General features: G+C 72.9%; 22 protein-coding genes and 1 pseudogene. 14 read left to right on the top strand and 9 right to left on the bottom strand.

Annotated elements, in window-relative coordinates; translation table 11 throughout:
• The first annotated feature begins 62 nt into the window (after positions 1–62).
• Together ACZ58V_RS18965 and ACZ58V_RS18960 are read left to right on the top strand one after the other, a co-directional pair.
• On the top strand, positions 63–2,978 hold the full coding sequence (locus ACZ58V_RS18965) for a DEAD/DEAH box helicase (RefSeq protein WP_471290937.1): 2,916 nt from the start codon (positions 63–65) through the stop codon (positions 2,976–2,978).
• Positions 2,975–4,252 (top strand): SWIM zinc finger family protein, encoded by a 1,278-nt coding sequence (locus ACZ58V_RS18960; RefSeq protein WP_468188687.1) that lies wholly within the window; start codon positions 2,975–2,977, stop codon positions 4,250–4,252. Before ACZ58V_RS18965 ends, ACZ58V_RS18960 begins: the two co-directional genes overlap by 4 nt.
• On the opposite strand, the gene ACZ58V_RS18955 is transcribed toward ACZ58V_RS18960, so the two are convergent.
• Positions 4,241–4,561, bottom strand: coding sequence for a hypothetical protein (locus ACZ58V_RS18955; protein ID WP_468188685.1), 321 nt, complete (start codon positions 4,559–4,561; stop codon positions 4,241–4,243). The genes ACZ58V_RS18960 and ACZ58V_RS18955 overlap by 12 nt on opposite strands.
• Positions 4,562–4,718: 157 nt before the next feature.
• Positions 4,719–5,885 carry a xylose isomerase gene (gene xylA, locus ACZ58V_RS18950; RefSeq protein WP_468188683.1) on the bottom strand — a complete coding sequence of 389 codons (1,167 nt, stop codon included), beginning with the start codon at positions 5,883–5,885 and terminating at the stop codon, positions 4,719–4,721.
• 162 nt (positions 5,886–6,047) lie between these two features.
• Between xylA and xylB the strand changes: the two genes are divergently transcribed.
• The 6 genes from xylB (at position 6,048) to ACZ58V_RS18920 (ending at position 12,502) form a co-directional block, all read left to right on the top strand.
• Positions 6,048–7,490 (top strand): xylulokinase, encoded by a 1,443-nt coding sequence (gene xylB / locus ACZ58V_RS18945; RefSeq protein WP_468188681.1) that lies wholly within the window; start codon positions 6,048–6,050, stop codon positions 7,488–7,490.
• 15 nt (positions 7,491–7,505) lie between these two features.
• Positions 7,506–8,714 (top strand): ROK family protein, encoded by a 1,209-nt coding sequence (locus tag ACZ58V_RS18940; protein ID WP_468188679.1) that lies wholly within the window; start codon positions 7,506–7,508, stop codon positions 8,712–8,714.
• 142 nt (positions 8,715–8,856) lie between these two features.
• A complete protein-coding gene (locus ACZ58V_RS18935; protein WP_468188677.1) occupies positions 8,857–9,459 on the top strand; it encodes an N-acetylmuramoyl-L-alanine amidase in 603 nt (200 codons plus the stop codon).
• A 115-nt stretch (positions 9,460–9,574) separates the two neighbouring features.
• On the top strand, positions 9,575–9,970 hold the full coding sequence (locus ACZ58V_RS18930) for a luciferase domain-containing protein (protein WP_471290934.1): 396 nt from the start codon (positions 9,575–9,577) through the stop codon (positions 9,968–9,970).
• Between the two features lie 6 nt (positions 9,971–9,976).
• Positions 9,977–11,146 (top strand): bifunctional class I SAM-dependent methyltransferase/NUDIX hydrolase, encoded by a 1,170-nt coding sequence (locus ACZ58V_RS18925; protein ID WP_471290933.1) that lies wholly within the window; start codon positions 9,977–9,979, stop codon positions 11,144–11,146.
• A gap of 120 nt (positions 11,147–11,266) precedes the next feature.
• A complete protein-coding gene (locus ACZ58V_RS18920) occupies positions 11,267–12,502 on the top strand; it encodes a phosphodiester glycosidase family protein (protein ID WP_468188672.1) in 1,236 nt (411 codons plus the stop codon).
• A 26-nt stretch (positions 12,503–12,528) separates the two neighbouring features.
• Here ACZ58V_RS18920 and ACZ58V_RS18915 read toward each other — a convergent pair whose 3' ends face one another.
• The 6 genes from ACZ58V_RS18915 to ACZ58V_RS18890 all read right to left on the bottom strand — a co-directional run bounded on the left by ACZ58V_RS18915 (position 12,529) and on the right by ACZ58V_RS18890 (position 17,784).
• Positions 12,529–12,723 carry a hypothetical protein gene (locus ACZ58V_RS18915; RefSeq protein WP_189724366.1) on the bottom strand — a complete coding sequence of 65 codons (195 nt, stop codon included), beginning with the start codon at positions 12,721–12,723 and terminating at the stop codon, positions 12,529–12,531.
• A gap of 111 nt (positions 12,724–12,834) precedes the next feature.
• Positions 12,835–13,698, bottom strand: coding sequence for a phosphatidylinositol-specific phospholipase C/glycerophosphodiester phosphodiesterase family protein (locus ACZ58V_RS18910; RefSeq protein ID WP_471290930.1), 864 nt, complete (start codon positions 13,696–13,698; stop codon positions 12,835–12,837).
• A 185-nt stretch (positions 13,699–13,883) separates the two neighbouring features.
• Positions 13,884–14,957, bottom strand: coding sequence for an acyl-CoA dehydrogenase family protein (locus tag ACZ58V_RS18905; RefSeq protein WP_471290928.1), 1,074 nt, complete (start codon positions 14,955–14,957; stop codon positions 13,884–13,886).
• Positions 14,954–16,135 carry an acyl-CoA dehydrogenase family protein gene (locus ACZ58V_RS18900; protein WP_471291712.1) on the bottom strand — a complete coding sequence of 394 codons (1,182 nt, stop codon included), beginning with the start codon at positions 16,133–16,135 and terminating at the stop codon, positions 14,954–14,956. The genes ACZ58V_RS18905 and ACZ58V_RS18900 overlap by 4 nt, the downstream gene beginning before the upstream one ends.
• A 20-nt stretch (positions 16,136–16,155) precedes the next feature.
• Positions 16,156–17,124, bottom strand: a complete 969-nt coding sequence (locus tag ACZ58V_RS18895; RefSeq protein WP_471290926.1) for an NADPH:quinone oxidoreductase family protein — start codon at positions 17,122–17,124, stop codon at positions 16,156–16,158.
• An 87-nt stretch (positions 17,125–17,211) separates the two neighbouring features.
• Complete coding sequence (locus ACZ58V_RS18890) at positions 17,212–17,784, bottom strand: helix-turn-helix domain-containing protein (RefSeq protein WP_468188664.1); 573 nt, start codon at positions 17,782–17,784, stop codon at positions 17,212–17,214.
• Positions 17,785–17,861: 77 nt separating this feature from the next.
• On the opposite strand from ACZ58V_RS18890, the gene ACZ58V_RS18885 reads away from it, so the two are divergent.
• The 5 genes from ACZ58V_RS18885 (at position 17,862) to ACZ58V_RS18865 (ending at position 22,748) form a co-directional block, all read left to right on the top strand.
• Positions 17,862–18,791: an NAD(P)/FAD-dependent oxidoreductase gene (locus ACZ58V_RS18885; RefSeq protein WP_471290923.1), complete on the top strand. Its 930-nt coding sequence runs from the start codon at positions 17,862–17,864 to the stop codon at positions 18,789–18,791.
• A 239-nt stretch (positions 18,792–19,030) separates the two neighbouring features.
• Positions 19,031–20,569 carry an ATP-dependent DNA ligase gene (locus tag ACZ58V_RS18880; RefSeq protein WP_471290922.1) on the top strand — a complete coding sequence of 513 codons (1,539 nt, stop codon included), beginning with the start codon at positions 19,031–19,033 and terminating at the stop codon, positions 20,567–20,569.
• A complete protein-coding gene (locus ACZ58V_RS18875) occupies positions 20,566–21,024 on the top strand; it encodes an NUDIX hydrolase (RefSeq protein ID WP_471290920.1) in 459 nt (152 codons plus the stop codon). Before ACZ58V_RS18880 ends, ACZ58V_RS18875 begins: the two co-directional genes overlap by 4 nt.
• A gap of 76 nt (positions 21,025–21,100) precedes the next feature.
• Positions 21,101–22,486, top strand: coding sequence for an NADP-dependent succinic semialdehyde dehydrogenase (locus ACZ58V_RS18870; protein WP_468188655.1), 1,386 nt, complete (start codon positions 21,101–21,103; stop codon positions 22,484–22,486).
• Positions 22,487–22,511: 25 nt separating this feature from the next.
• A complete protein-coding gene (locus ACZ58V_RS18865; RefSeq protein WP_031107888.1) occupies positions 22,512–22,748 on the top strand; it encodes a DUF6213 family protein in 237 nt (78 codons plus the stop codon).
• A 50-nt stretch (positions 22,749–22,798) separates the two neighbouring features.
• On the opposite strand, the gene ACZ58V_RS18860 is transcribed toward ACZ58V_RS18865, so the two are convergent.
• Positions 22,799–23,467: a transcriptional regulator gene (locus ACZ58V_RS18860; protein ID WP_471290918.1), complete on the bottom strand. Its 669-nt coding sequence runs from the start codon at positions 23,465–23,467 to the stop codon at positions 22,799–22,801.
• A 179-nt stretch (positions 23,468–23,646) separates the two neighbouring features.
• On the opposite strand from ACZ58V_RS18860, the pseudogene ACZ58V_RS18855 reads away from it, so the two are divergent.
• Positions 23,647–24,717, top strand: a pseudogene (locus ACZ58V_RS18855) (type III polyketide synthase); the annotation flags it as partial.
• Position 24,718 lies beyond the last annotated feature (1 nt).

Below are 24,718 nucleotides of genomic sequence, written 5' to 3'. Positions count from 1 at the left end.
GCTGTACCCTCGGCGACTCCGACTCGCTAGTCAAATTTGAGGAATCAGTCATAGCCGAGTACTTGACTTCCCCGGCACCCTCCTCCTCGCCCTCCACCGCACCTGCCTCCGTCTCCTCCGAACTGGCCCACTGCCGCGCCGTGTTCCTGCCCGGCGACCCGGCCCGCACCGGCGGCATCGCCTTCTGGCGGCCCGACGGCGAGGTCTTGCCGACCGTGGCATCGGCGTCCGTGACATCGCCGACCGTGGCACCGGCCTCCGCCGCGAACCTGACCGTCGTCGTGCCCGGCAGCGACGGAATCGAGGCGGAGAGCGTGCCCGCCGTCCTGTTGCCGGTGCACGCGGCCCTGCCGGTCCTCACCAGCGCGCGGGTGAGCGCGCAGGGGCACCGGTCCACCGTGTTCTGGGGCGCGGCGGCCGTGCACGCCCTGCACCTCGTGGCGCGCGGGCTGCTGTTGCCGGGGCTGTCCCCGGGCGACCACGACGCCTGGCGCACGGGTCCCCTGCGCGCCCAGGACGTCGAGGCCCTGCGCCGGCTCGCCGCCGCGATGCCGCCCGAGGCGCACGCCGTGCCGCTCTCGGGCGCGGGGCCGCTGCGGCTGCCCGACCCGGAGCGGCTCCTGCGCGCCTTCCTCGACGCCGTCGCCGACACCCTGCCCCGCTCCCCCGCCGCACCGCTGGTGACCGGCGGTCCCGCCTACGCGTCGCCCGAGCCGGTGCACCTGCCCGAGCAGCGCGCCTGGGCCGCCGACGTCGCCGCGGGCCACGACGCGGGCGTGCGGCTGTCGCTGCGGATCGAGGTGCCCGGCCTGACGTCCGCGGCGGCCGACGCGGACGTTTCGTTCCGGGCCGTGCTCCAGGTGCACGGAGTGAGCGATCCCGCGCTGGTCGCGGACGCCGCGGAGGTCTGGGCCGGCTCCAAGGGCGAGGCCTTCGGCCCACGCGCGCGGATGGACGTCCTGCTCGCCCTGCGGCGCGCGGCCCGGGCCTGGGCCCCGCTCACGCCGCTGCTGTCCGCGACCGTGCCGGACGCCGTCGACCTCGCCGACGAGGAGGTCACCGAACTGCTCGGCGCGGGCGCCCGTGCGCTGGCGGCGGCCGGGGTCGACGTGCACTGGCCGAAGGGACTGACCCGCGAGTTCAGCACGCGCGCGGAGGTGGGGCCGGTGGGGCCTTCGGACGAGGAGGCGGAGGAGTCCGCCACGTCCGCCGCGGCCCTTCCGTCGTTCCTGTCCGCCGACGCGCTGCTCGCCTTCAACTGGTCGTTCGCGCTGGGCGACCGTCGGCTGAGCCGCGAGGAGCTGGACCGGCTCGCCGAGGCCAAGCGCCCTGTGGTGCGGCTGCGTGACCAGTGGGTCCTGATCGACCCTCAGGAGGTACGGCTCGCCCGCTCCCGGCAGGACCACAAGGTCACACCTGTGGAGGCGCTGGGCGCGGCCCTGACGGGCTGGGCGGAGGTGGAGGGCAGCCGGGTCGAGGTGCGGCCCACCGGATGGCTGGCGGCCCTGCGGGAACGACTCGCGGACCCCGAGGCACAGCGGCCCGTGGAGCAGCCCGCCGCCCTCGCGGCCACCCTGAGGGACTACCAGCGGCGGGGCCTGAACTGGCTCGCGGGCATGACCTCCCTGGGCCTCGGCTGCTGCCTCGCCGACGACATGGGGCTCGGCAAGACGATCACGCTGATCGCCCTGCACCTGCACCGGCAGACCGACGCAGAGTCCGCCGGGCCCACGCTGGTGGTCTGCCCGACGTCCCTGATGGGCAACTGGCAGCGGGAGATCGAGCGGTTCGCGCCCGGCACCCCCGTGCGGCGATTCCACGGCGCACGGCGCAGCCTCGACGACCTGGCCGACGGGGAGTTCGTGCTCACCACGTACGGCACGATGCGCCTGGACGCGCCCCGGCTCACCCAGGTGCCGTGGGGCATGCTCGTGGCGGACGAGGCCCAGCACGTGAAGAACCCGTACTCCTCGACCGCGCGGGAGCTGCGTGCCCTCGGCGCACGCGCGCGCGTGGCGCTCACCGGCACCCCGGTGGAGAACAACCTGTCGGAGCTGTGGGCGATCCTCGACTGGACCACTCCGGGGCTGCTGGGCCGGCTCGGCACCTTCCGCAGGCGGTACGCGGAGGCCGTCGAGGGCGGTCAGGACCCGGCCGCCGCGGACCGGCTGGCCCGGCTCGTACGGCCGTTCCTGCTCCGCCGCCGCAAGGCGGACCCGGGGATCGCGCCCGAGCTGCCGCCGAAGACCGAGACCGATCACGCCGTGTCGCTCACCCAGGAGCAGACGGGTCTGTACGAGGCGGTGGTGCGCGAGGCGCTGGCCGAGATCTCCGGCGTCGGCAGCATGGCGCGACGCGGCCTGATCGTGAAGCTGCTGACCGGCCTCAAGCAGATCTGCAACCACCCGGCGCAGTACCTCAAGGAGGAGCGCCCGGTGATCGCCGGACGCTCCGGGAAGCTGGAACTGCTGGACGAGCTGCTCGACACAATTCTGGCCGAGGAGGCGAGCGTGCTGGTCTTCACGCAGTACGTCCAGATGGCCCGCCTCCTCGAACGGCACCTGGCCGCCCGCGGCACGCCCTCGCAGTTCCTGCACGGCGGGACACCCGTCGCCGAGCGGGAGGCCATGGTGCGGCGCTTCCAGGACGGCGAAGTGCCGGTGTTCCTGCTGTCGTTGAAGGCGGCGGGCACCGGTCTGAACCTCACCCGGGCCGAGCACGTCGTGCACTACGACCGCTGGTGGAACCCGGCCGTCGAGGCACAGGCCACCGACCGCGCCTACCGCATCGGCCAGACCCGGCCCGTGCAGGTGCACAGGATCATCGCGGAGGGAACCATCGAGGACCGCATCGCCGAACTGCTGGTCCGCAAGCGGGAGCTGGCGGACTCCGTCCTGGGCTCCGGCGAGGCGGCGCTCACGGAACTGACGGACGCGGAACTGGCGGAACTGGTCGAACTGCGAGAGGGCCTGCGATGACTCGGTACGACGGTGACACGGAGCGCACGTTCGCCGCGCTGCCGCCCGCTCACGGGCGCGGCTTCGCACAGACCTGGTGGGGCCAGGCCTGGATGAAGGCCCTGGAGGACACCGCGCTGGACTCGGCGCAGCTCAAGACGGGCCGACGGCTCGCCCGCGCGGGAGCGGTCGGCGCGGTGTCGGTGCGCCCGGGCCGGCTCACGGCCGTCGTCCAGGACCGCGACCGCACGGCGCACCGGGCCGACGTCCTGCTGGAGGAGCTCTCGTCCGAACAGTGGGACCGCCTCCTGGACATGACGGTGGAGCGGGCCGGGCATGTGGCGGCGCTGCTGGACCGGGAGATGCCGCCGCACCTGGTCGAGGACGCGGCGGCCGCGGGTGTCGAACTGCTGCCGGGCCTGGGCGATCTGGAGCCGGAGTGCGACTGCGGCGCCTGGGACCACTGCGGGCACACGGCGGCGCTCTGCTACCAGGTGGCGCGCCTGCTGGACCAGGATCCGTTCGTCCTGATGCTGATGCGGGGCCGCGACGAAGCCGCCCTGCTGGACGACCTCCAGACCCGCGGCGGAGGATCCGCAGCGGAGTCCTCCGGGCCGGAGGGCGTGGACGCGGCCGAGGCGTATACGGCCGGTGACATCCTGCCCCCGCTGCCGGACCTGCCCGCACTCCCCGACGAGCCGGGGCTGCCGCCGTCCCTGGACACCGAGACGCCGCCCGCTCCCGGCATCGACCCCGCCGCGCTGGAGTTCCTGGCCGCACGGACCGCCGTACAGGCCCACCGCCTGCTCGCGGAGGCCCTCCGGGGCACCTCCGACGCGGAGTTGACGGTGGCGCAGGACGCGGTGCGGCTGGCCGCGGGCGCCCCCGGAGGCGACGTGGCGGACCGTCTCGCCGACGGGTCGGAACGCGGCCGGGAGGGGCTCGAAGCGGCGGTCCGTGCCTGGCACCTCGGCGGTACGGCCGCACTCGCCGTGCTCGATGAGGAGTGGCGGGTCGAGGGCGAAACGCTCGCACGCGCGCGTGCCGCCCTGGATTCGGCCTGGGATACGGACGAGCGGCCCCGGCTGCGGGCGCGAGGCAACCGGTGGACGGTCGTCGGCGCACCGGTCCAGCTGCGCCTCGGCCGGGACGGCCGGTGGTGGCCGTACGGCAAGGAACGCGGCCGCTGGGTGCCCGCGGGAGGCGCCGCACAGGATCCGGCGACGGCCCTCACGTCGGCTGAGCCGGCCGCCGGAGACGGAACCGCACCGGAAGAGGCGCCCCTACGGCAGTAGTTCGCCGGTGTCCAGGGACGGGAGGAGCGATTCGAGGTCGCTGGGCAGATCGCTCGGCAGTCCGCTCGGAAAGCCCGACGGCAACCGGGTCCGCAGCTCGCTGGGTACTTCGGTGGGCAGCTTGGTGGGGATGCCGTAGGAAGGAGCAGGGGTACGGCTCGTGCTCCCGGCGGGCGGCTCCCGGTCCGGCGAGCCGTCGCCTCCCCTGGCCATCAGCACCACCGCGCACACGGCTGCGGCGGCCACGAGCACGGTGATCAGGATGAGCAGCGGATTCCGCCGCTGAGGCGGTACGGGCGACAGGGCCATGCCGACCAGGGTCGCCGTGCACCGCTCAAGGCGCGAGCGGTGCACGGGAGTTGATACGGACCCATGGCGTGGATCGCATGATTCCGTAGCATTCCAGGCCGTATGCCCCGTGCACGCCAGTCACGCGTACGCGCGCGGACTCAGCGGATCAGTGGACTCAGCCGCGCGCTCCCAGAAGATGGTCCATGGCCAGCTGGTCCAGGTGCTCGAAGGCCATGCCACGGGCGGCGGCCGCGTCGACGTCGAAGGCCTCGAAGGCCGACCGGTCGGCGAGCAGGGCCTGGAGGCCGTCCGCGGCGGTGGGCTGGGCCAGCTCGTCCAGGCGGGCCGCGCTCAGCGCCTCCTGGACCTCCGGGTCGGCACGGAAGGCCGCGGCGCGGTCCTTGAGGATGAGGTAGTTGCGCATGCAGCCGGCCGCCGACGCCCACACCCCGTCGAGGTCCTCGGTCCGCGGGGGCTTGAAGTCGAAGTGCCGCGGGCCGGTGTAGCCGGCCGACTCCAGCAGGTCGACCAGCCAGAACGCGGCACGCAGATCGCCGGCGCCGAAACGCAGGTCCTGGTCGTACTTGATGCCGGACTGGCCGTTGAGGTCGATGTGGAACAGCTTGCCCGCCCACAGCGCCTGCGCGATGCCGTGCGGGAAGTTCAGCCCGGCCATCTGCTCGTGCCCGACCTCGGGGTTGACGCCGTACAGCTCCGGACGCTCCAGGCGCTCGATGAACGCCAGGGCGTGGCCGACGGTCGGCAGGAGGATGTCGCCGCGCGGCTCGTTGGGCTTGGGCTCGATCGCGAAGCGCAGGTCGTAGCCCTGGGAGGTGACGTACTCGCCGAGCAGGTCGAAGGCCTCCTTCATCCGGTCCAGGGCCGCGCGGACGTCCTTGGCGGCACCGGACTCGGCACCCTCGCGGCCGCCCCAGGCCACGTACACCTGGGCGCCGAGCTCGGCGGCGAGGTCGATGTTGCGGATGGTCTTGCGCAGCGCGTAGCGGCGCACGTCGCGGTCGTTGGCGGTGAACGCGCCGTCCTTGAAGACCGGATGGGTGAAGAGGTTGGTGGTCGCCATCGGGACCTTCATGCCCGTGGCGTCCAGCGCCTGCCGGAAGCGCTTGATGTGGGCCTCGCGCTCGGTGTCGCTCGAGCCGAACGGGATCAGGTCGTCGTCGTGGAAGGTGACGCCGTGCGCGCCGAGCTCGGACAGACGCCGCACCGACTCGACCGGGTCGAGAGCACGTCGCGTGGCGTCGCCGAAGGGATCCCGTCCCTGCCAGCCGACGGTCCACAGGCCGAAGGTGAACCTGTCCTCGGGGGTGGGCTGGTAGCTCATGCCGCGGCTCCTCGCTCGCTGAGACTATTTCGTCATGGCGATTTACAAATTAGTATGCGAGCACCTCTCTGGGAAGAGACAGCACCCCTCTGGGAAGACACAAGGTGTCTCGGATGGAGAGAAGCAGGACCGGAGACGGACGAGAGAAGAGGGAGAAGCCCGATGTCAGCAGCCGAGGGTCCGCTCGTCGTCGGCGTGGACTCGTCCACCCAGTCCACCAAGGCGCTGGTCGTCGACGCGGCCACCGGCCGGGTCGTGGCGAGCGGCCAGGCCCCGCACACCGTCTCCTCGGGGGCGGGACGCGAGAGCGATCCGCGCCAGTGGTGGGACGCGCTGTGCGAGGCCCTGCGCCAGTGCGGTGACGCGGCGCACGAGGCCGCCGCGGTCTCGGTCGGCGGGCAGCAGCACGGCCTGGTCACCCTGGACGACCGGGGCGAGCCGGTGCGTCCGGCCCTGCTGTGGAACGACGTGCGCTCGGCGCCGCAGGCGCGCCGGCTGACCGAGGAACTGGGCGGCGCGAAGGTCTGGGCCGAGCGCGCCGGAAGCGTCCCCGCCGCTTCCTTCACGGTCACCAAGTGGGCCTGGCTGGCCGAGCACGAGCCGGAGGCGGTCCGGGCCACGAAGGCCGTGCGCCTCCCCCACGACTACCTCACCGAGCGGCTCACCGGGCAGGGCACGACCGACCGCGGCGACGTCTCCGGGACGGGCTGGTGGGCGTCCGGGACGGAGTCGTACGACGAGGAGATCCTGGCGCACGTGGGTCTCGACCCGGCCCTGCTGCCCCGTGTGGTCCGGCCCGGGGAGGTGGCGGGCACGGTGCACAGCCACGATCTGCCGTTCTCCAAGGGCACTCTGGTCGCGCCCGGGACCGGCGACAACGCCGCCGCGGCCCTGGGACTCGGGCTGCGTCCGGGTGTGCCGGTGATGAGCCTCGGCACCTCGGGCACGGTGTACGCCGTCTCGCGGCACCGACCCGCCGATCCGAGCGGCACGGTGGCGGGCTTCGCCGACGCCCGCGGTGACTGGCTGCCGCTGGCCTGCACGCTGAACTGCACACTCGCCGTCGACCGCGTCGCGACGCTGCTGGGCCTGGACCGCGACGCCGTGGAACCCGGAACGGCCGTGACCCTGCTGCCGTATCTGGACGGCGAACGCACCCCGAACCTGCCCAACGCCTCCGGCCTGCTGCACGGCCTGCGCCACGACACCACCGGCGGCCAGCTGCTCCAGGCAGCCTACGACGGTGCCGTGCACTCCCTGCTCGGCGCGCTCGACCTGGTCCTGGACCAGGACGCCGACCCCTCGGCGCCCCTGCTGCTGATCGGCGGCGGCGCCCGGGGCGCGGCCTGGCAGCAGACAGTACGAAGGCTGTCGGGGCGTCCCGTGCAGGTGCCCGAGGCCAAGGAGCTGGTGGCGCTCGGCGCCGCCGCGCAGGCGGCCGGATTGCTGACCGGGGAGGACGCGGCGGCCGTGGCACGCCGCTGGGACACGGCGGCCGGGCCGGTGCTCGACGCCGTCGAGCGGGACGAGGAGACGCTGGCCAGGATCGCCGGGGTACTCTCCGACGCGGCCCCGCTGCTGGAGCGGCCCACGGACACCCACTGAGGACTGGCGTCAGGCATGACCGCACCGCTGCACGAGGCCCACCCGGCGGGACCCGGACGCGCGCTGCCCGACACGCAGCAGGGCATGCGCCGCCGCAATCTCGCCCGTGTCCTGCACGCCGTCCGCGCCGAGGGGCCACTGTCCCGGGCCGCCGTCGCGTCGCGGATCGGGCTGACCCGGGCCGCGGTGTCGACGCTCGTCGACGAACTCGTCCGCTCGGGGCTGATCGAGGAGCTGGGGCCCGAGCGGCCCGGCCGGGTGGGCCGTCCCGGCTCCGCGCTCGCCGTCAGCGGACGGGGCCCGGCCGGGATCGGCGCGGAGATCGGCGTCGACCATCTCGCGGTCTGCGCCGTCGACCTGCGCGGCACGACCCGGGCGCGGGCGATACGGCAGGGCGCGAACCGCGGCCGCTCCCCCGGGCCCGTGACAGCGGAGCTCACCCAACTGATCGGCCGGGTCGTCGCCGAGGCGGAGGGCGAGGGCCTGTGGCCCGCCGGGCTAGCCGTGGCCGTACCGGGTCTGGTGGCGCGCGACGCCCGGACCGTCGTACGCGCCCCGAACCTCGGCTGGCACGACACGGACCTCGGTGCCCTGCTGCCGGCGGACCTGCCGCTGACGGTGGACAACGAGGCCAACTTCGGCGCGCTCGCCGAACTCTGGCTCGAGGACGGCACACCGCGCGACTTCCTGCATGTGTCGGCGGAGATCGGCATCGGCGCTGCCGTCGTCGTGGACGGCGGACTGCTGCGCGGAACACGGGGTTTCGCGGGCGAGTTGGGACATGTTCCGGTCCGGCCGGACGGGCCGGCGTGCGCGTGCGGCGGGCGCGGATGCCTGGAGCAGTACGCCGGTGAGGAGGCTGTGCTGCGTGCGGCGGGCCTGGAGCCGGACGAGGACCGCGTGGGGCTGCTCGCGGGGCGCGCCGCAAAGGGCGACGAGGACGTACGCCGTGCCCTGCGCGACGCGGGCACCGCGCTCGGAGTCGCCCTGACCGGGGCGGTCAACCTGCTCGACCCGCAGAGCGTGGTGCTGGGCGGGGAACTGTCCGGTCTCGCGCCCTGGCTGCTGCCCTCGCTGCGGGAGGAGCTGGCGCGGCGCACCGCGGGTCCGGCCTGTCCCGTGTCCGTGTCACGGCTGGGTCCGGAGGGGCCGCTGCTGGGGGCCGCGCACTTCGTCGTGCGGGCGGTGCTGGACGATCCGGCGGCCGTCGCCGCGCGGGCCTGACCCCCTGGGCAGCCCGAATCACCCGATGGGGTGGGCGAGTTATCCACAATCCCCGGCCCGTCCACCGAACCACGTCGCTCCCTTCTGACGGACCGGCAGGCGCCGTACCGTGATGATCCGTCGAAGCGAGAGGCATCCCGTCATGGACCAGGCAGCACCGCTCCCCAGCAGGCGGGGCGTCCTCGTGGGCGCCGCCCTCACCGCCGTCCCGTACGTCCTGCTCCCCGGCACACGGGCTGCCGCCCGGCCCCAGGCCCCCGACCATCCCGGGGCCGAGTGGCACCCGGCGACCGGCGCCAACTACACGGCGTCGAACCGCCCCCGCGGCCATCCCGTCGACCGCGTGATCATCCATGTCGCGCAGACGACCTTCGCCGGCACCCTGTCCATCTTCCGGAACCCGAGGAAGCAGGTGTCCGCGCACTACGTGGTGCGCTCGGCCGACGGGCATGTGGCGCAGTGCGTGCGCGAGGCCGACATCGCGTGGCACGCGGGGAACTGGGACTACAACAAGCGCGGCATCGGCATCGAGCACGAGGGCTGGGTGGACCAGCCCGCGTACTTCACCGACGCCGTGTACGAGGAATCGGCCCGGCTCACCGCGGCGATCTGCGCGCGGCACGGCATCCCCCGGAACCGGACCCACATCATCGGCCACCACGAGGTGCCGGGGAGCGACCACACCGACCCGGGGCGCCACTGGGACTGGCAGCGCTACATGAGACTGATCAGAGACGCCGCCTGAGAAGAGGCCACCCGAGCCGCCCCTCCCCCACCCTCCTCCCTCGCCCCACCTCACGTCCCGGTTACAAAGCGCTCAACCTCTGGTTGCGGCACGGTAAGCACGCAACGATGGGGCCATGACTCTGGCCCAGCGCGCCATGGAGCGCCTGCAGGCCTGGCCCGACCTGATGCCGGGCCCGGCGAGTTGCGGTACCGGAAGGGCGCTCCGTTCCGTCCGTGACGAGATCGTCCACTTCCACTCGGCACGGGACGTGGACCTCCACCTCACCCGCCGGGCCATCCAGCGCTTCCACTACGATCTCGCCGGTTCGAGCGCGATCCACCTGGTTCCCGGATCGTCCTGGGTGACGGTCCACCTCGACTGCGAAGCGGACGTCGACCTGCTGCTGAGCCTGGTGAGCATCGCGCTCAAGGCCCATCAGACGCCGCCCGCCGCCGACGAGCCGCGGCCCGTCGGATGCAACTACCACCGGGTCAGGGTGCTTCCGCGCGACGCCGCCGCGGGCGGCTGAGCCTTGGTGACACCAGCGGAGGACGCCAACGCCGAGGCCTGGCGTGCGTACGGAGCTCACCACCTGCGGCGGAGCACGGAACTGCCCGAGGTGGCGCGGATCGACTGGGGGTGCGAGGGCGCCGGGCCCGGGGCCGAGGTCCTCGGGGAGCTCGCGGGCCGGCGGGTGCTGGACCTCGGGTGCGGTCCGGCCCGGCACGCCGCCCATCTGGTGCGTGACCGCGGCGCGCTGGTGGACGCGGTCGACGCCTCGGACGGGCAGTACGAACGGGCCCGTGCCCGCTACGGCTCGCTGCCCGGGCTGCGGCTGGTCCTGGCCGACGCGGTGGAGCATCTGCGCACGGCGGAGCCGTACGACGTCATCTACTCCCTGCATGCCGTCCCGTACCTCGACCCGCACCGGCTGCTGCCCGCCCTGGCCTCGGCGCTCAGGCCGGGCGGCAGGCTCTGCTTCACGGTGCTGCACACCAACTCGCGGGGTGACGGCCCCTCGGAGCGGGTCACGGCCCGGCCCGAGGTCCTGCGGCTGGCCGGCGGCGGTGACATCACCGTCCACATGTGGGTCCTCACCCCGGACCTCTGGACGGAGCTGCTCACCGAGTACGGGCTGCGCGTGGAGCACGTCGACGTCCTCGACACACCGCAGGCCGGCAACCACGCGTCCTACCGGCTCTTCCAGGTGACCCGGCCCGTCCGCGTCTCCTCCCGGCCGCGCGTCGACCGGCCGCCGCCGGCCCATGCCGCGCTCGGGGCCGGCGCCATCCTGTACGGGCCCCGCGGACTGCTCCTGGGCCGGCACCGGCGCGGGACGTGGGAGCTGCCCGGCGGGACGGTGGAACCCGGGGAGTCGTTGCGGGAGACGGTGGTGCGCGAACTGCGCGAGGAGACCGGGCTCGCGGCACGGCCGGAGGACGTCCGGCTGCTGGGGACGCTCCTCGACGATGCCGGCGGGGTCGTCCGGGTGACCGTCGCCGCCCGGGTCACCGTCTGGCGGGGCGAGCCGGCGGACCAGCCCGAGGAGAGCGTGGGCCGCTGGCGCTGGTTCGGCCTGGACCGGCTGCCGGAGCAGCTGTTCGTGTGCAGCGCGCAGGCCCTCACCGCCTGGCGGCCGGATCTGCCGATCGACCACGCGCCCGCGCACTACACGCCGTACGCCACCGGAACGGACGGCAGCTGAAGCACCCGGAGGGGTGTGTTTTTCTGACTGTTTCCGCGTAGTCGGCAGTCAGCCGTACTCCTGAGCCCCGACGTCTGGTCCACTGCCCTGAGGACATCTGACGAGACATCAGGGGGCACGGTGACAGGTCGTCATAGGCGACACGGAGCGGGCAGAGCGGTCCTGGCGTTCCTCACGGCGTTCGGCGCACTGGTCGGTGCGGGTGTGGCGGGGGCGGCTGAGGCGGACGCCGTCCAGAAGCGCGTTCGTGTCGCGCCGGGCGTCACCTACGAGCACTTCGACATCCAGGCGGCCGAGGGGGTGACACACGCGCATGTGCTGAAGGTCGACCTGGGCAACCCGCGCGTCCAGGTCGATCTGCTGTACCCCGGGGCGGTGGCCTCGCGCGCGCCGGTCTCGCGGATGGCCGACGCGCAGGGGGCCGTCGCCGGCGTCAACGGCGACTTCTTCAACATCACCGAAACGCAGCACCCGGGCGTCGAGGCGACCGGCGCGAGCGTGGGTCCGGCGATCACGGCCGGGCGTACGCTCAAGGCGGCCGTGCCGAACGGCCAGCGGTTCGGCCCGGAGCTGCCGCCCGGCACGACCACCGAGGACGTGTTCGGTGTGGGCACCGACGGACGGGCCCGGCTGGACCGGCTGGCCCTCGACGGCTCGGTCCGCGCCTCCGGGACGCGGCTGCCGCTCGGCGGGCTCAACCAGTACGCGCTGCCGGTGGGTTCCGTCGGCGCGTTCACCTCCGAGTGGGGCAGCGCCTCCCGGGTGCGCGCCACCTGCGGCACGGACACGGACCGGGCCGCTCCGTGCAGCACGGACACCTACGAGGTGACGGTCCGCGACGGCAAGGTCGCATCGGCCGCCGACACCCCCGGCCGCGGCCCCATCGCCGCGGGGACGACCGTGCTGGTCGGCCGGGAGGCGGGCGCCCAGCAGCTGCGGAAGTTCTCCACCGGTGAACCGGTCGAGATCGAGCACGCTCTCGTCGCGGCCACGAGCGGCGTCCCGTACCGTCTCGCCCTCGGCGGCTACCCGGTCCTCTTGGGCGGCCGGCCGCTGCCGGGGCTGGACGACACGGCGTCGGCCGTCCGTACGGCCGTGGGGCTCGCCGACGACGGGCGGCGCATGCTGCTGCTCTCGCTGGACGGTGGCACCGCCTACCGCAGCGGCCTGACGATCGCCGAAGTGGCCGACACCATGCGACGGCTGGGCTCACAGGACGCCTTGAGCCTGGACGGCGGCGGGTCGTCGACGCTGGTCGCCCGGAAGTCGGGCGCGAGCACCGTGTCCGTACGCAACCACCCCAGCGGCGGCGCCGAACGCGCCGTCCCGAACGGCATCGGCGTGTTCTCGGCCTAGCGACCCCAAGGCCCCAAGGCCTCACCTCAAGGCCTCAAGCTGCTGACGATCTCCGCCGTCGCCGTGATGCCGCTGTGGATGGTGGGGGCGATGCTCGTGCTGGCCAGGTAGAAGCCGAGCAGCAGGCAGACCAGCGCATGGGAGACCTTCAGCCCGCCGTTGCGCAGGAAGATCACCGCAAGGATCACGAGCAGCAGCACCACAGAGATGGAAATGGCCATCGTCAACTCCTCCGCCACGCCGCCCTATCCGATTCACGGCGTTCGGCCGCAAGTGTGGCGTAGCGGAGGGTTCGTCCGGTGGGCTGACCTGTCCGCCGAACGTGTGAAGTCCTACGCCGCCCGGCGGGCGTCCAGGAAGGCCTCCAGTCCGGCGAGGTCGTCGGTGTTGAGGTGGTCGACGTCCGCGGCGAGCAGTTCCGCCCACACCGCGTCACGGGCGGGCCCGGCCAGATCCGGGGTCGCCCAGAACCGCACCTTCTGCCGCCGCGCGTGCGCGGCCCGGACGATGCCCCGCAGCTTCTCCCGCTCGGCGTACGGGAACGCGCCCACGCCCTGCCAGGTGAAGTTGAGCGTCCAGTTGTCACTGATCAGCGGGATGAAGGAGGCCGGGGTCTGGCTGCCGAGGTCGGCGAGGCGGCCGTCGTAGAAGGCGCGCCGGACGCTCTGGGCCTCCATGGGGGCGCGGGCCGCGCGGTCGCCGGAGATCACGGCGGTGACCGGGCCGGGGAGGACCCGGCCGTGGGCGTATGTCGTGAACAGGTGCCGGTAGCGCCTGAGGTGGCGGTCGAGCTCCAGATACGTCGCCGAGCCCTCGGTCTTGATGTCGACGAGGAGTTGCAGCGAGCCGCGGTACCCCCGGTACACACGGCCGCGGTTGGCCCGGACGCGGGCGGCGAGCGGGTCGAGGTAGAGGGACTCGAGGGTGCGGGACGGGTCGAGGTCCTCGGGGTCGTGGGCGACGAGCAGCCGGTCGCCCACGAGGTAGATGTCGGCCTCGACACTGCCGAACCGGTGGTCGAGGGCGTCGAGGAGGGGGCGGGGGTGCTCGTAGTCGTTGTGGGCGTGGGCGCGCCACAACGGGCGGCACCCGTGCCGCCGTTCGCCGGCCGCAGCGGGGGTGGCGGGGAGGGCGACCGAGCCCGCGAGGGCGGCGCCGAGGGTGGTGAGGGCTCTGCGACGGGTGGTGAGGGCCATGCTCTGCCTCCCTGGAAGTGCCGTACGGGAACCCTGCGAGTATGGGGTCCCGGCAGGTCCAAGAAGCAGGCCCGTGCACGGAGTTGGCCGGACTGCCGCCCCGCGTTCACTTCACCGGAGCGGGGCGCACGAAAAAGCCCGCCCCAGATGGGACGGGCTTTCCCCGCACGTCGACCAGGTGAATGTCAGGGGGCCTGGAGGTCGACGAGTCCGGCCAGGGCCTCGCGGTGGGCGCCCGCCGTGCCGTAGGCGATCGAGTCGGCCTTCGCGCGCTTCAGGTACAGGTGCGCCGGGTGCTCCCACGTCATGCCGAGGCCGCCGTGCAGTTGCAGCGCCTCCTCGGCGGCGTGCACGGCCACGGGTGCCGCGAAGGCCTGGGCGACGGTGACGGCCACCTCGACGTCCTCGCCCCTCGCCAGCGCGTCGGCGGCGTTGCGGGCGGCCGCGCGGAGGTTGACGACCTCAAGCCACAGCTGGGCCAGCCGGTGCTTGAGCGCCTGGAAGCCGCCGACGGGCCGGTTGAACTGCTTGCGTTCCTTCAGATAGCGGACGGTCTCCGTCAGCGCCCAGTCGGCGAGCCCGAACTGTTCGGAGGCGAGCAGCCCGGCTCCGGCGGTCAGGGCCCGGCGTACGGCGGGTTCGGCGTCGCCCAGCAGACGGCCCGGCACCCCGTCGAGCGTGACGGTCGCCAGCGGCCGGGTGAGGTCCAGGGAGACCTGGGGCGTGACGGTCGCAGCCGTGGCGTCGACCGCGTAGAGGCCGCCGTCGTCGGCGGGGACGAGCAGGACGTCCGCGACGGCCGCGTCCGCGATGCCGGTCAGCTCGCCGCGCAGCCGGCCGTCCTCGTGCCGGACCACCTTGTAGGCGGTGCCCGGTGCGACGTTCAGCGCGACGGCGAGGGCGCCGATCCGACGCCCGGTCGCGAGGTCGGCGAGCAGGTCGTCGGCGTCGCAGGCGAGCAGTGCCTCGGTGGCGACGACGGCGCTGGTCAGGTAGGGCACGGGAGCGACCGCGCGGCCCAGCTCCTCCAGGACGACGGCGGCTTCGCGGTGCGTGGCGCCCTGGCCGCCCTTGGCCTCGGGCACCAGGAGTCCCGCGAGGCCCATGCCGTCGGCGAGCGCCTTCCAGGCCTCACGGTCGTGCGGGGTGTCCGACTCGGTGCGGGCGATCACCCCGGGCGCGTCGCAGTGGTCGGCGAGCAGGTCCCGTACGGCGGCCCGCAGCGCCTCTTCCTCCTCGGAGTAGAGAAGATCCGTCATCGGGCCAGGTCCTTCCAGGCGACGTCCTTGTCGGTGCGCGGTTCGGCGGGCAGGCCGAGGACGCGCTCGGCGACGATGTTCAGCAGGATCTCGGTGGTCCCGCCCTCGATGCTGTTGCCCTTGGAGCGCAGATAGCGGTAGCCGGCCTCGCGGCCGGTGAAGTCGACCAGTTCCGGGCGGCGCATCGTCCAGTCGTCGTACAACAGGCCCTCCTCGCCGAGGAGTTCCACGTCCAGGCCGCTGATCTCCTGGTTGAGGCGGGCGAAGGCGAGCTTCATACCGGCGCCTTCGGGACCGGGCTGGCCCACGACGAGCTGCTGGCGCAGCCGTTCGCTGGTGAGCCGTGCGACCTCGGCCTCGACCCAGAGCTTCAGCAGCCGCTGATGCAGGTCGTGGGTGCGCAGCTCGGGCCGCTCGCGCCAGGTCTTGGAGACCGGTCCGATCATGCCGCCCTCGCGGGGCAGCCGCATGCCGCCGATGGCGACGCGTTCGTTGTTCAGCGTGGTCTGCGCGACCCGCCAGCCGTCGCCGACCTCGCCCAGGCGGCGCGCGTCCGGGATCCGGACGTCGGTGAGGAACACCTCGTTGAACTCGGCCTCGCCGGTGACCTGCCGCAGCGGCCGCACCTCGACGCCCGGGTCGGTCATGTCGCAGACGAAGTACGTGATGCCCCGGTGCTTGGGCACGTCCGGGTCGGTGCGGGCGATGAGGATCGCCCAGCGGGCCACATGGGCGCTGGACGTCCAGACCTTCTGCCCGTTGATCACCCAGCTGTCGCCCTCACGGACGGCACGCGTGCCGAGCGCGGCGAGGTCGGACCCGGCGCCCGGCTCGCTGAACAGCTGGCACCAGACCTCCTCGCCCACCCAGAGGGGCCTGAGGAACCGCTGCTTCTGCTCCTCGGTGCCGTACTTGAGGATCGTCGGCGCGGCCATCCCGAGGCCGATACCGATCCGCCGCGGGTCGTTGTCGGGCGCCCCGGCCGCCTCCAGCTCGGCGTCCACGACGGCCTGGAGGGAACGGGGCGCACCGGCTCCGCCGAGGCCCTCCGGGTAGTGCACCCACGCCAGTCCGGCATCGAAACGGGCCCGGAGGAAGTCCAGGCGGTCGGTCGAGGCCGGCGGGTGCGCGGCCAGCAACTCCCGGGTACGGTCGCGCAGTTCCTCGGCGCCGGTCACACTGCGCTGCTCCGCGCTGGTCATGCTGCTGCCTCCTCCATGACGACGGCGATCCGTCCGGTGGTCAGGCCGTCCGCGACCTTCTGCACGGCGGCGGCCGCCCCCGAGAGCGGGACGCGCTCGCTCACCAGCGGCTTGATCGCGCCCCGGGCGGCCAGCTCGGTGAGCTGCTCGTGGCAGTGCTGGACCAGCTTCGGGTTCTTGGTGTTGTACAGGCCCCAGTGCAGGCCCATGATCGAGTAGTTCTTCACCAGGGCGTGGTTCAGGGCCGGGCTGGGGATCGTGCCGCCGGCGAAGCCGACGACGATGATGCGCCCCTCGAAGGCGACGACCTTGGCGGACTGGGTGTAGGCCTCGCCGCCGACCGGGTCGTAGACGACGTCGGCGCCCCGGCCTCCGGTGGCCTCCTTGACGGCGGCGACGACGTCCTCGGCGCGCCGGTCGATCACGACGTCGCAGCCCAGCTCACGGGCGACGGCCGCTTTCCCGGGGCCGCCGACGACACCGATGACGGTGGCGCCGGCGGCCTTCCCGAGCTGCACGGCCGCGCTGCCGACCCCTCCTGCGGCAGCGTGGACGAGCAGGGTCTCGCCGGCCTCCAGACCGGCCCGGCGGTGCAGTCCGAACCAGCCGGTCTGGTAGCCGATGTGCAGGGCCGCGGCCTCCGCGTCGTCCAGGGCGTCCGGAGCGGGCAGCAGGGCGGCGGCATCGGCGACGGCGTACTCGGCGAAGCCGCCGTGGGGCAGTGCCGGGTTGGCGATCACGCGGCGGCCGTCCTCGGTCTCGCCGCAGATCTCGACGCCGGGGGTGAAGGGCAGCGGCGGCCTGACCTGGTAGTGGCCCCGGCACAGCAGGGCGTCCGGGAAGTTGATGTTCGCGGCGCGCACCTTCAGCAGGACCTGGCCGTCGCCGGGCACCGGCCGCGCCACGTCCGCCAGGCGCAACACCTCGCCCGGCTCGCCGTTCTCGTGCACTTGCCATGCCTGCATGCGGGGCCTCCACGGGACTGCTTCGTCTGACCGGGGTCGGTTTGCATACTAAGCGGTTGCTTGCCGATCAGGGAACAGTCATGTGGGTCACGACTTCTTGGGCCGCGCCCGCACATGCATCCGCTCCCCCTGCGGACCGAACAGACTGAGGAACTCCGCGGGCCCCTCCCCCGTCGACCCGAACCAGTGCGGCACCCGCGTGTCGAACTCGGCCGCCTCCCCCGCCGTGAGCACGACGTCGTGCTCGCCGAGCACGAGGCGCAGCTTCCCGGACAGCACGTACAACCACTCGTAGCCCTCGTGGGTGCGCGGCTCCGGTTCCTCCTTCCGCTGGGGCTCCAGCACCTTGTAGGCCTGCAGGCCGCCTGGCTGACGGGTGAGCGGCCAGAGGGTGCGCCCGCCCATCACGATGGGCTTGGACCGCACGCGCGGATCGCCTGTCGGCGCGGCACCGACGAGCTCGTCCAGGGCCACCTGGTGAGCGCGCGCGATCGGCAGCAGCAGTTCCAGACTGGGTTTACGCAGTCCGGACTCCAGCCGCGACAGGGTGCTGACGGAGATGCCTGTGGTCTCGGAGAGCGCCGCCAGGGTCACTTCCCGCTCCTTGCGCATCTGCCGCAGCCGGGGGCCGACGCCCGCGAGTACCTCGTCCGTGGTCATGGTCGTATTGCAGGTTCGGCAAACATGTTTGTCAATCCCGTAAGGCCAGGGCGACGCTCGGCAGTGGAGGTGGTCACATGACCGAGATCTACGCAGTCGTGGTCGTCGGCGGCGGCGCCGCGGGCCTGTCCGCGGCACTGGTGCTGGGCCGGGCCCGGCAGCGCACGCTGGTCGTCGACGCGGGCGAGCCGCGCAACGCTCCCGCCGCGCACATGCAGGGCTTCCTGACACGGGACGGCATGCCGCCCGCCGAGTTCCTCGCCATCGGCCGGGAGGAGATCGCGCGCTACGGCGTCGAGCTCGCGCGGGACCGGGTGGTGGAAGTGGCGAAGGGCGAGGACTTCGCCGTGGTGCTGGCCGGCGGGCGGACCGTGCGGGCCCGGCGGCTGGTCGTCGCGACCGGGCTGAAGGACGAGCTGCCGGCGGTCCCCGGGCTGGCCGAGCGGTTCGGCCGGGACGTGCTGCACTGCCCGTTCTGCCACGGCTGGGAGGTGCGCGACCAGCCGTTCGGCGTGCTCGGGACGGCCGCAAAGAGCGTGCACCAGGCGCTGATGGTGTCCCAGTGGTCGAAGGATGTGCGGTTCTTCCTGCACACGGTCGCCGAGGAGGAGTTGTCCGACGAGGATCTGCGCCGGCTCGCCGCGGCCGGCGTCGACGTGGTGCCGGGCGAGGTCGCGGGGCTGGTGGTCGAGGACGACCGGCTCACCGGCGTCCGGCTCGCCGACGGGGCGACGCACACCCGCTCCGTGCTGTTCGTCGCCCCGCACGCCGTCCCGCAGACCGGCCTGCTGGAACAGCTCGGTGCCGAGCTTCAGGAGACGCCCTTCGGCGCGTACCCGGTCATCGACCCGACCGGTCTGACGACCGTGCCGGGCGTGTGGGCCGCGGGCAACGCGATCGGCTTCGCCGAGCAGGTCGTGCACGCGGCGAGCGGCGGCTACCGGGCGGCGTCCGCGATCGTCGGGGATCTGCTGATGACGGACCTCGACGCGGCCGCCGGGCTGTAGAAGGGCCGCTTCCCGGCCGTCGGCGACCTGCCGATGACGGATCGGGACGCCGCGGCGAGTTCTCGGCGGTGGTCGCGGCACCCGGCCCGCCGGCCGTGCGCGGCGAACGCCGCCCGGAGAACCTGGACGCGTCCGTCCGCGTGCGGGAGCGCTGCCTCCGCCATCATCGGACCGCAGATGACCGGTCCCCTGACCGCCGCCCGGGTGTAGAGGCGCCGCCTGCGGTGCACCATGGCTGCATGCTGCTGCACCGGCTGGCCCGAGTGTCCCAGGAGGTCGCCGCCACCTCGGCGCGGTCCCGGAAGACGGCCCTGCTCGCGGAGCTGTTCCGGGACGCGGAGGCGGACGATGTGCCGATCGTCATCCCGTACCTGGCGGGACGGCTGCCGCAGGGCCGGATCGGCGTCGGCTGGAAGGTGCTGAGCCGCCCGGTCGCCCCGGCCGCGGAACCGGGCCTGACCGTGCGGGAGGTGGACGCCCGGCTCGCGGAGCTGAGCAAGGTGTCCGGCCCCGGCTCCCAGGCGGAACGGGCCCGGCTGGTCGGGGAGTTGATGGGCGCGGCCACCGAGGACGAGCAGCGGTTCCTGCTCGGGCTGCTCACCGGCGAGGTGCGGCAGGGCGCGCTGGACGCCGTCGCGGTCGAGGGCCTGGCCCGGGCGACCGGCGCGCCCCCGGCGGACGTACGGCGGGCGGTGATGCTCGCGGGCTCCCTCCAGACGGTGGCCGAGGCACTGCTCGCGGACGGCACCGCCGCCCTGGACCGCTTCCGCCTCACGGTCGGCCGCCCGGTCTGGCCGATGCTGGCGCACAGCGCCTCCTCGGTGGCCGAGGCGGTGGACAAGCTCGGCGCCTGCGCGGTCGAGGAGAAACTGGACGGCATCCGCGTCCAGGCGCACCGGGACGGCGACACGGTACGGCTCTACACCCGAACCCTCGACGACATCACCGACCGCCTGCCCGAAGTGACGGCCGCCGCCCTGGAGTTGCGGGGCGAGCGGTTCATCCTGGACGGGGAGGTGATCTCCTTCGACGAGGGCGGGCGCCCCCGGTCGTTCCAGGAGACCGCGGGACGCGTCGGCTCCCGCGCGGACGTGGCGACGGCCGCCCGTGCGGTCCCCGTCTCCCCCGTCTTCTTCGACGCGCTGTCCGTGGACGGCCGCGACCTGCTCGACCTGCCGTTCGCCGAGCGGCACGCGGAGCTGGCCCGGCTGGTCCCCGAGCCGATGCGGGTGCGGCGCACGACGATGTCCGGCCCGGACGGCGTGGGCACGGCGGAGGAGTTCCTCGCCGAGACGCTGAAGCGAGGCCACGAGGGCGTCGTCGTCAAGGCGCTGGACGCCGCCTACAGCGCGGGCCGGCGCGGCGCGTCCTGGCTGAAGGTCAAACCCGTCCACACGCTCGACCTGGTGGTGCTGGCCGCCGAGTGGGGCCACGGCCGCCGCACCGGCAAGCTCTCCAACCTCCATCTCGGCGCCCGCACCGCCGACGGCGGCCTCGCCATGCTCGGCAAGACCTTCAAGGGCATGACCGACGCGCTGCTGGCCTGGCAGACCGAGCGGCTCCAGCAGCTCGCCGTCGACGACGACGGCTACGTCGTGACCGTACGCCCGGAGCTCGTCGTCGAGATCGCCTACGACAGCCTGCAACGGTCCACCCGCTACCCGGCCGGCGTCACCCTGCGCTTCGCCCGCGTGATCCGCTACCGGGAGGACAAGCGCCCGGAGGACGCCGACACGGTGGAGACGCTGCTGGCCGCGCATCCGCAGGTGCACCCGTGAAGCGCAGTGCGGGCCTGCTCCTCTTCCGCCACACCGACGACGGCCCGGAGGTGTTGCTCGGCCATATGGGCGGCCCGTTCTTCGCCCGGCGCGACGCCGGGGCGTGGACCGTACCCAAGGGCGAGTACGAGCCCGACGAGTCCGCCTGGGCGGCCGCCCGCCGCGAGTTCGAGGAGGAACTGGGGCTGCCCCCGCCCGACGGCGAGGCCATCGCCCTGGGCGAGGTCCGGCAGACGGGCGGCAAGATCGTCACGGTGTGGGCGATCGAGGCGGACCTCGACCCGGCGACGATCGCGCCCGGCACGTTCCGGATGGAGTGGCCGCCGAGGTCGGGACAGCTCCAGGAGTTCCCCGAACTGGACCGGGTGGCGTGGGTCGGTCTCGACCGGGCCCGCGAGGTGATCGTCAAGGCGCAGACGGCGTTTCTCGACCGCTTGGCGGAGCACTCGCCCTGAGCAGACGCTCCCGCGTTGCGGTCCCCTCCGTCGCGCGGGAAGGTCGAGACACAGCCCGCACCGAGGGAGGTCAGCCATGCCCATCGCGACGGTGAACCCGGCGAACGGCGAGACGCTCAAGACGTACGAGGCCATGGGCCAGGAGGAGATCGAGCGCCGGCTCCAGCTCGCGGAGGCCACGTTCCGCACGTACCGGACGACGACGTTCGACGAGCGCGCCCGGCTGCTGAACAAGGCCGCCGACCTCCTCGAAGAGGATCAGCAGGACATCGCCCGCGTGATGACCACCGAGATGGGCAAGCCGATCCAGCAGGCCCGGGCCGAGGCCGCGAAGTGCGCCAAGGCGATGCGCTGGTACGCCGAGCACGCCGAGGAACTGCTCGCCGACGAGGAACCCGCCGACACCGATGTGAAGGACTCGGGCGCCTCACGCGTGCGCGTGCGCTACCGGCCGCTGGGTCCGGTGCTGGCGGTGATGCCGTGGAACTTCCCGCTGTGGCAGGTGATCCGCTTCGCCGCGCCCGCGCTGATGGCGGGGAACGTGGGCCTGCTCAAGCATGCCTCGAACGTCCCGCAGACCGCCCTCTACCTGGAGGACCTGTTCCACCGGGCGGGCTTCACCGAGGGCTGTTTCCAGACCCTGCTGATCGGCTCCGGCGCGGTCGACGAGATCCTGCGCGACGAGCGGGTCAGGGCGGCCACCCTCACCGGCAGCGAGCCCGCGGGCCGCGCGGTCGCCTCCACCGCCGGCGAGATGGTCAAGAAGACCGTGCTGGAGCTGGGCGGCAGCGACCCGTTCGTCGTCATGCCCTCCGCCGACATCGACCGGGCGGCGAAGGTCGCGGTCACCGCCCGGGTGCAGAACACCGGGCAGTCCTGCATCGCCGCGAAGCGGTTCATCGTGCACACGGACGTCTACGACGCCTTCGCCGAGCGTTTCGCCGAGGGCATGAGGGCGCTGAAGGTCGGCGATCCCCTGGCCGAGGACACCGACGTCGGGCCGCTCTCCAGCGAGCAGGGACTGCGCGATGTGGAGGAACTGGTCGACGACGCGGTGCGCGTCGGCGCGGAGGTGCTGTGCGGTGGCGAACGGCCCGAGGGGCCCGGCTGGTACTACGCGCCGACGATCCTCGCCGGCATCACCCGCGAGATGCGCATCCACCGGGAGGAGGCGTTCGGTCCGGTCGCCACGCTGTACCGGGCGGCCGGACTCGACGAGGCCGTTCTGATCGCGAACGACTCGCCCTTCGGGCTGAGTTCGAACGTGTGGACGCGGGACGAGGCCGAGGTGGACCGGTTCGTACGGGATCTGGAGGCGGGCGGTGTGTTCGTCAACGGGATGACGGCCTCCCATCCGGGGTTCCCGTTCGGCGGGGTGAAGCGGTCCGGGTACGGCCGTGAGCTGTCCGGGCACGGAATCCGGGAGTTCTGCAACATCACGACTGTTTGGCACGGTGCGTGAGTCTTGCGGGGCTACGATCCCGTCTGTGAACCGCGAAGTGACTCTGCCGTTGATCGTCGACGACCACGGGACCTTGCAGGTGGCTGCGGCGGATGTCAGCAAGCTGTTGCGGACGTTGGGGGGTCGGTGGGTGCGGTTGGTGGAGGCCGGGGAGTCGGGTCTTGACGAGGACACGGTTGCGGCGTTGACGATCGAGCTTGCGAAGCTGGCTGATCGGATTGACGTGGCCTGTATCGCGCACAGCAGTGGGAGTGCGACCTGAGCTGGGCGGCTGCGGCTGCGTGGGGGTTGATCGCGCAGTTCCCGGCGCCCCTAAGAGGGCAGATCCCCGAGCGCGGACCAGAACATCGCCTCGTAGTGCTGGAGCAAGCGGCCGTATCCATCTGCCAGGGACTCGTTCAGCTGCCCGGTGTCCAGGCCCGTCTGTACCGCCGCCGCGGCCCTCTCGTCCAGTTCGGGTGACGGGTCCGCGAAGAAGTCGAGGAACGCGCAGGCCTCGTCCGTGAAGCCGTAGTGAGCCCGTAGGGCCTTCGCGATCGTCGCGCAATAGCCGCCCCACGCGGAGAAGTTGGCCGTCAGGGCCAGGACGACGTCCGCCGGTGAGCCGTTGAGGGACAGCCAGGCGACGTACGCGGGGTAGGCCTGGCAGCCGGGGAGCGGTACGTACGACGCCGCCGCCTGCTCGTCCACGCCGCACGCCTGTGTGAGCGAGGGCAGCAGTTCTTCCGCCAGTGCCTCGCCCTCCGCGAGGCTCCGGAAGAAGGCCGCGGCCTCGGGGGCGGTGACGAGGGAACGCTCGGCCAGATGGAGGAACGCGCGGCGGTCCGCGGGGATCACCCAGGACTGTTCCAGGGCGAGGGCGGCGAGGGTGGTGCGGGGGGCCGCGGCCTGGGCGATCCGGGGGACCAACGGGTTGGACCGCGGGTCCGGGGCGAGTCGGGTGGTGGTCGTCCGCAGCAGGTCCCGGGCCGTGCGCGTCATCGCGTCCTCCGTCGGTGCGTTTCCTCGGACAGGTCTGCCCCGAGCCTGGCACGGGGTCCCCGAAATGGAGCAGTCCGACGCGAAGTCGGCGTCCCACCGGGTGATCGTGGATGGACCACCCTCTGAGGTGAACCACCTTCTGACCGGGAGGCGAAAGGCCTTCCGGGAGGCGAAAGCAGGCACGGTTCATGGCGACTTTGTGCAGACCCTCGGTGTCCGTTCCAGAGCACGTGATCACGATGGAGGAGACGCTTGAGCTGGCGCGTGAGCGCCACGCCGATCACCCCCAACTGCCGCTGGCCCTCCGGCTGATCGAGAACACCGGCGTACGCACGCGGCACATCGTCCAGCCCATCGAGGAGACCCTGAAGCACCCCGGGTTCGAGGACCGCAACAAGCTCTACGAGGCCGAGGCGAAAGCGCGGGTGCCCGCCGTCATCCAGGAGGCACTCGACCACGCCGAGCTGCTCACCACCGACGTGGACGTGATCATCTACGTGTCGTGCACGGGCTTCATGATGCCCTCGCTCACCGCCTGGCTGATCAACGAGATGGGCTTCGACCCGACCACCCGGCAACTGCCCATAGCCCAGCTGGGCTGCGCGGCCGGCGGCGCGGCGATCAACCGGGCGCACGACTTCTGCACGGCCTACCCCGAGGCCAATGCGCTGATCGTGGCCTGCGAGTTCTGCTCGCTGTGCTATCAGCCCACCGACATCGGTGTCGGTTCGCTGCTGTCCAACGGCCTGTTCGGTGACGGTATCGCCGCCGCAGCGGTCCGCGGCCGGGGCGGCGAGGGCATCAGCCTGGAGCGCAACGGCTCGTACCTGATCCCGAAGACCGAAGAGTGGATCATGTACGACGTACGGGCCACCGGCTTCCACTTCCTGCTCGACAAGCGGGTACCGGCCACCATGGAGCCGCTCGCCCCGGCGCTGAAGGAGCTGGCGGGAGACCATGGCTGGGACGCCTCCGACCTGGACTTCTACATAGTCCACGCGGGCGGTCCCCGCATTCTCGACGACCTCAGCACCTTCCTGAAGGTCGACCCGCACGCCTTCCGCTTCAGCCGGGCCACACTCACCGAGTACGGCAACATCGCCAGCGGTGTCGTCCTTGACGCGCTGCGCCGGCTGTTCGAGGAGGGCGGCGCCCAGCACCGGGCACGCGGGCTGCTCGCCGGGTTCGGACCCGGCATCACCGCCGAGATGGCCGTGGGCCGCTGGCACCGCGCGGACGAGACGATGTGAG

The organism is Streptomyces sp. NPDC040589, assembly GCF_055594445.1.
The sequence above is the reverse complement of the archived record's forward strand: the minus strand, read 5'-3'. Positions and strand labels throughout refer to the sequence as shown.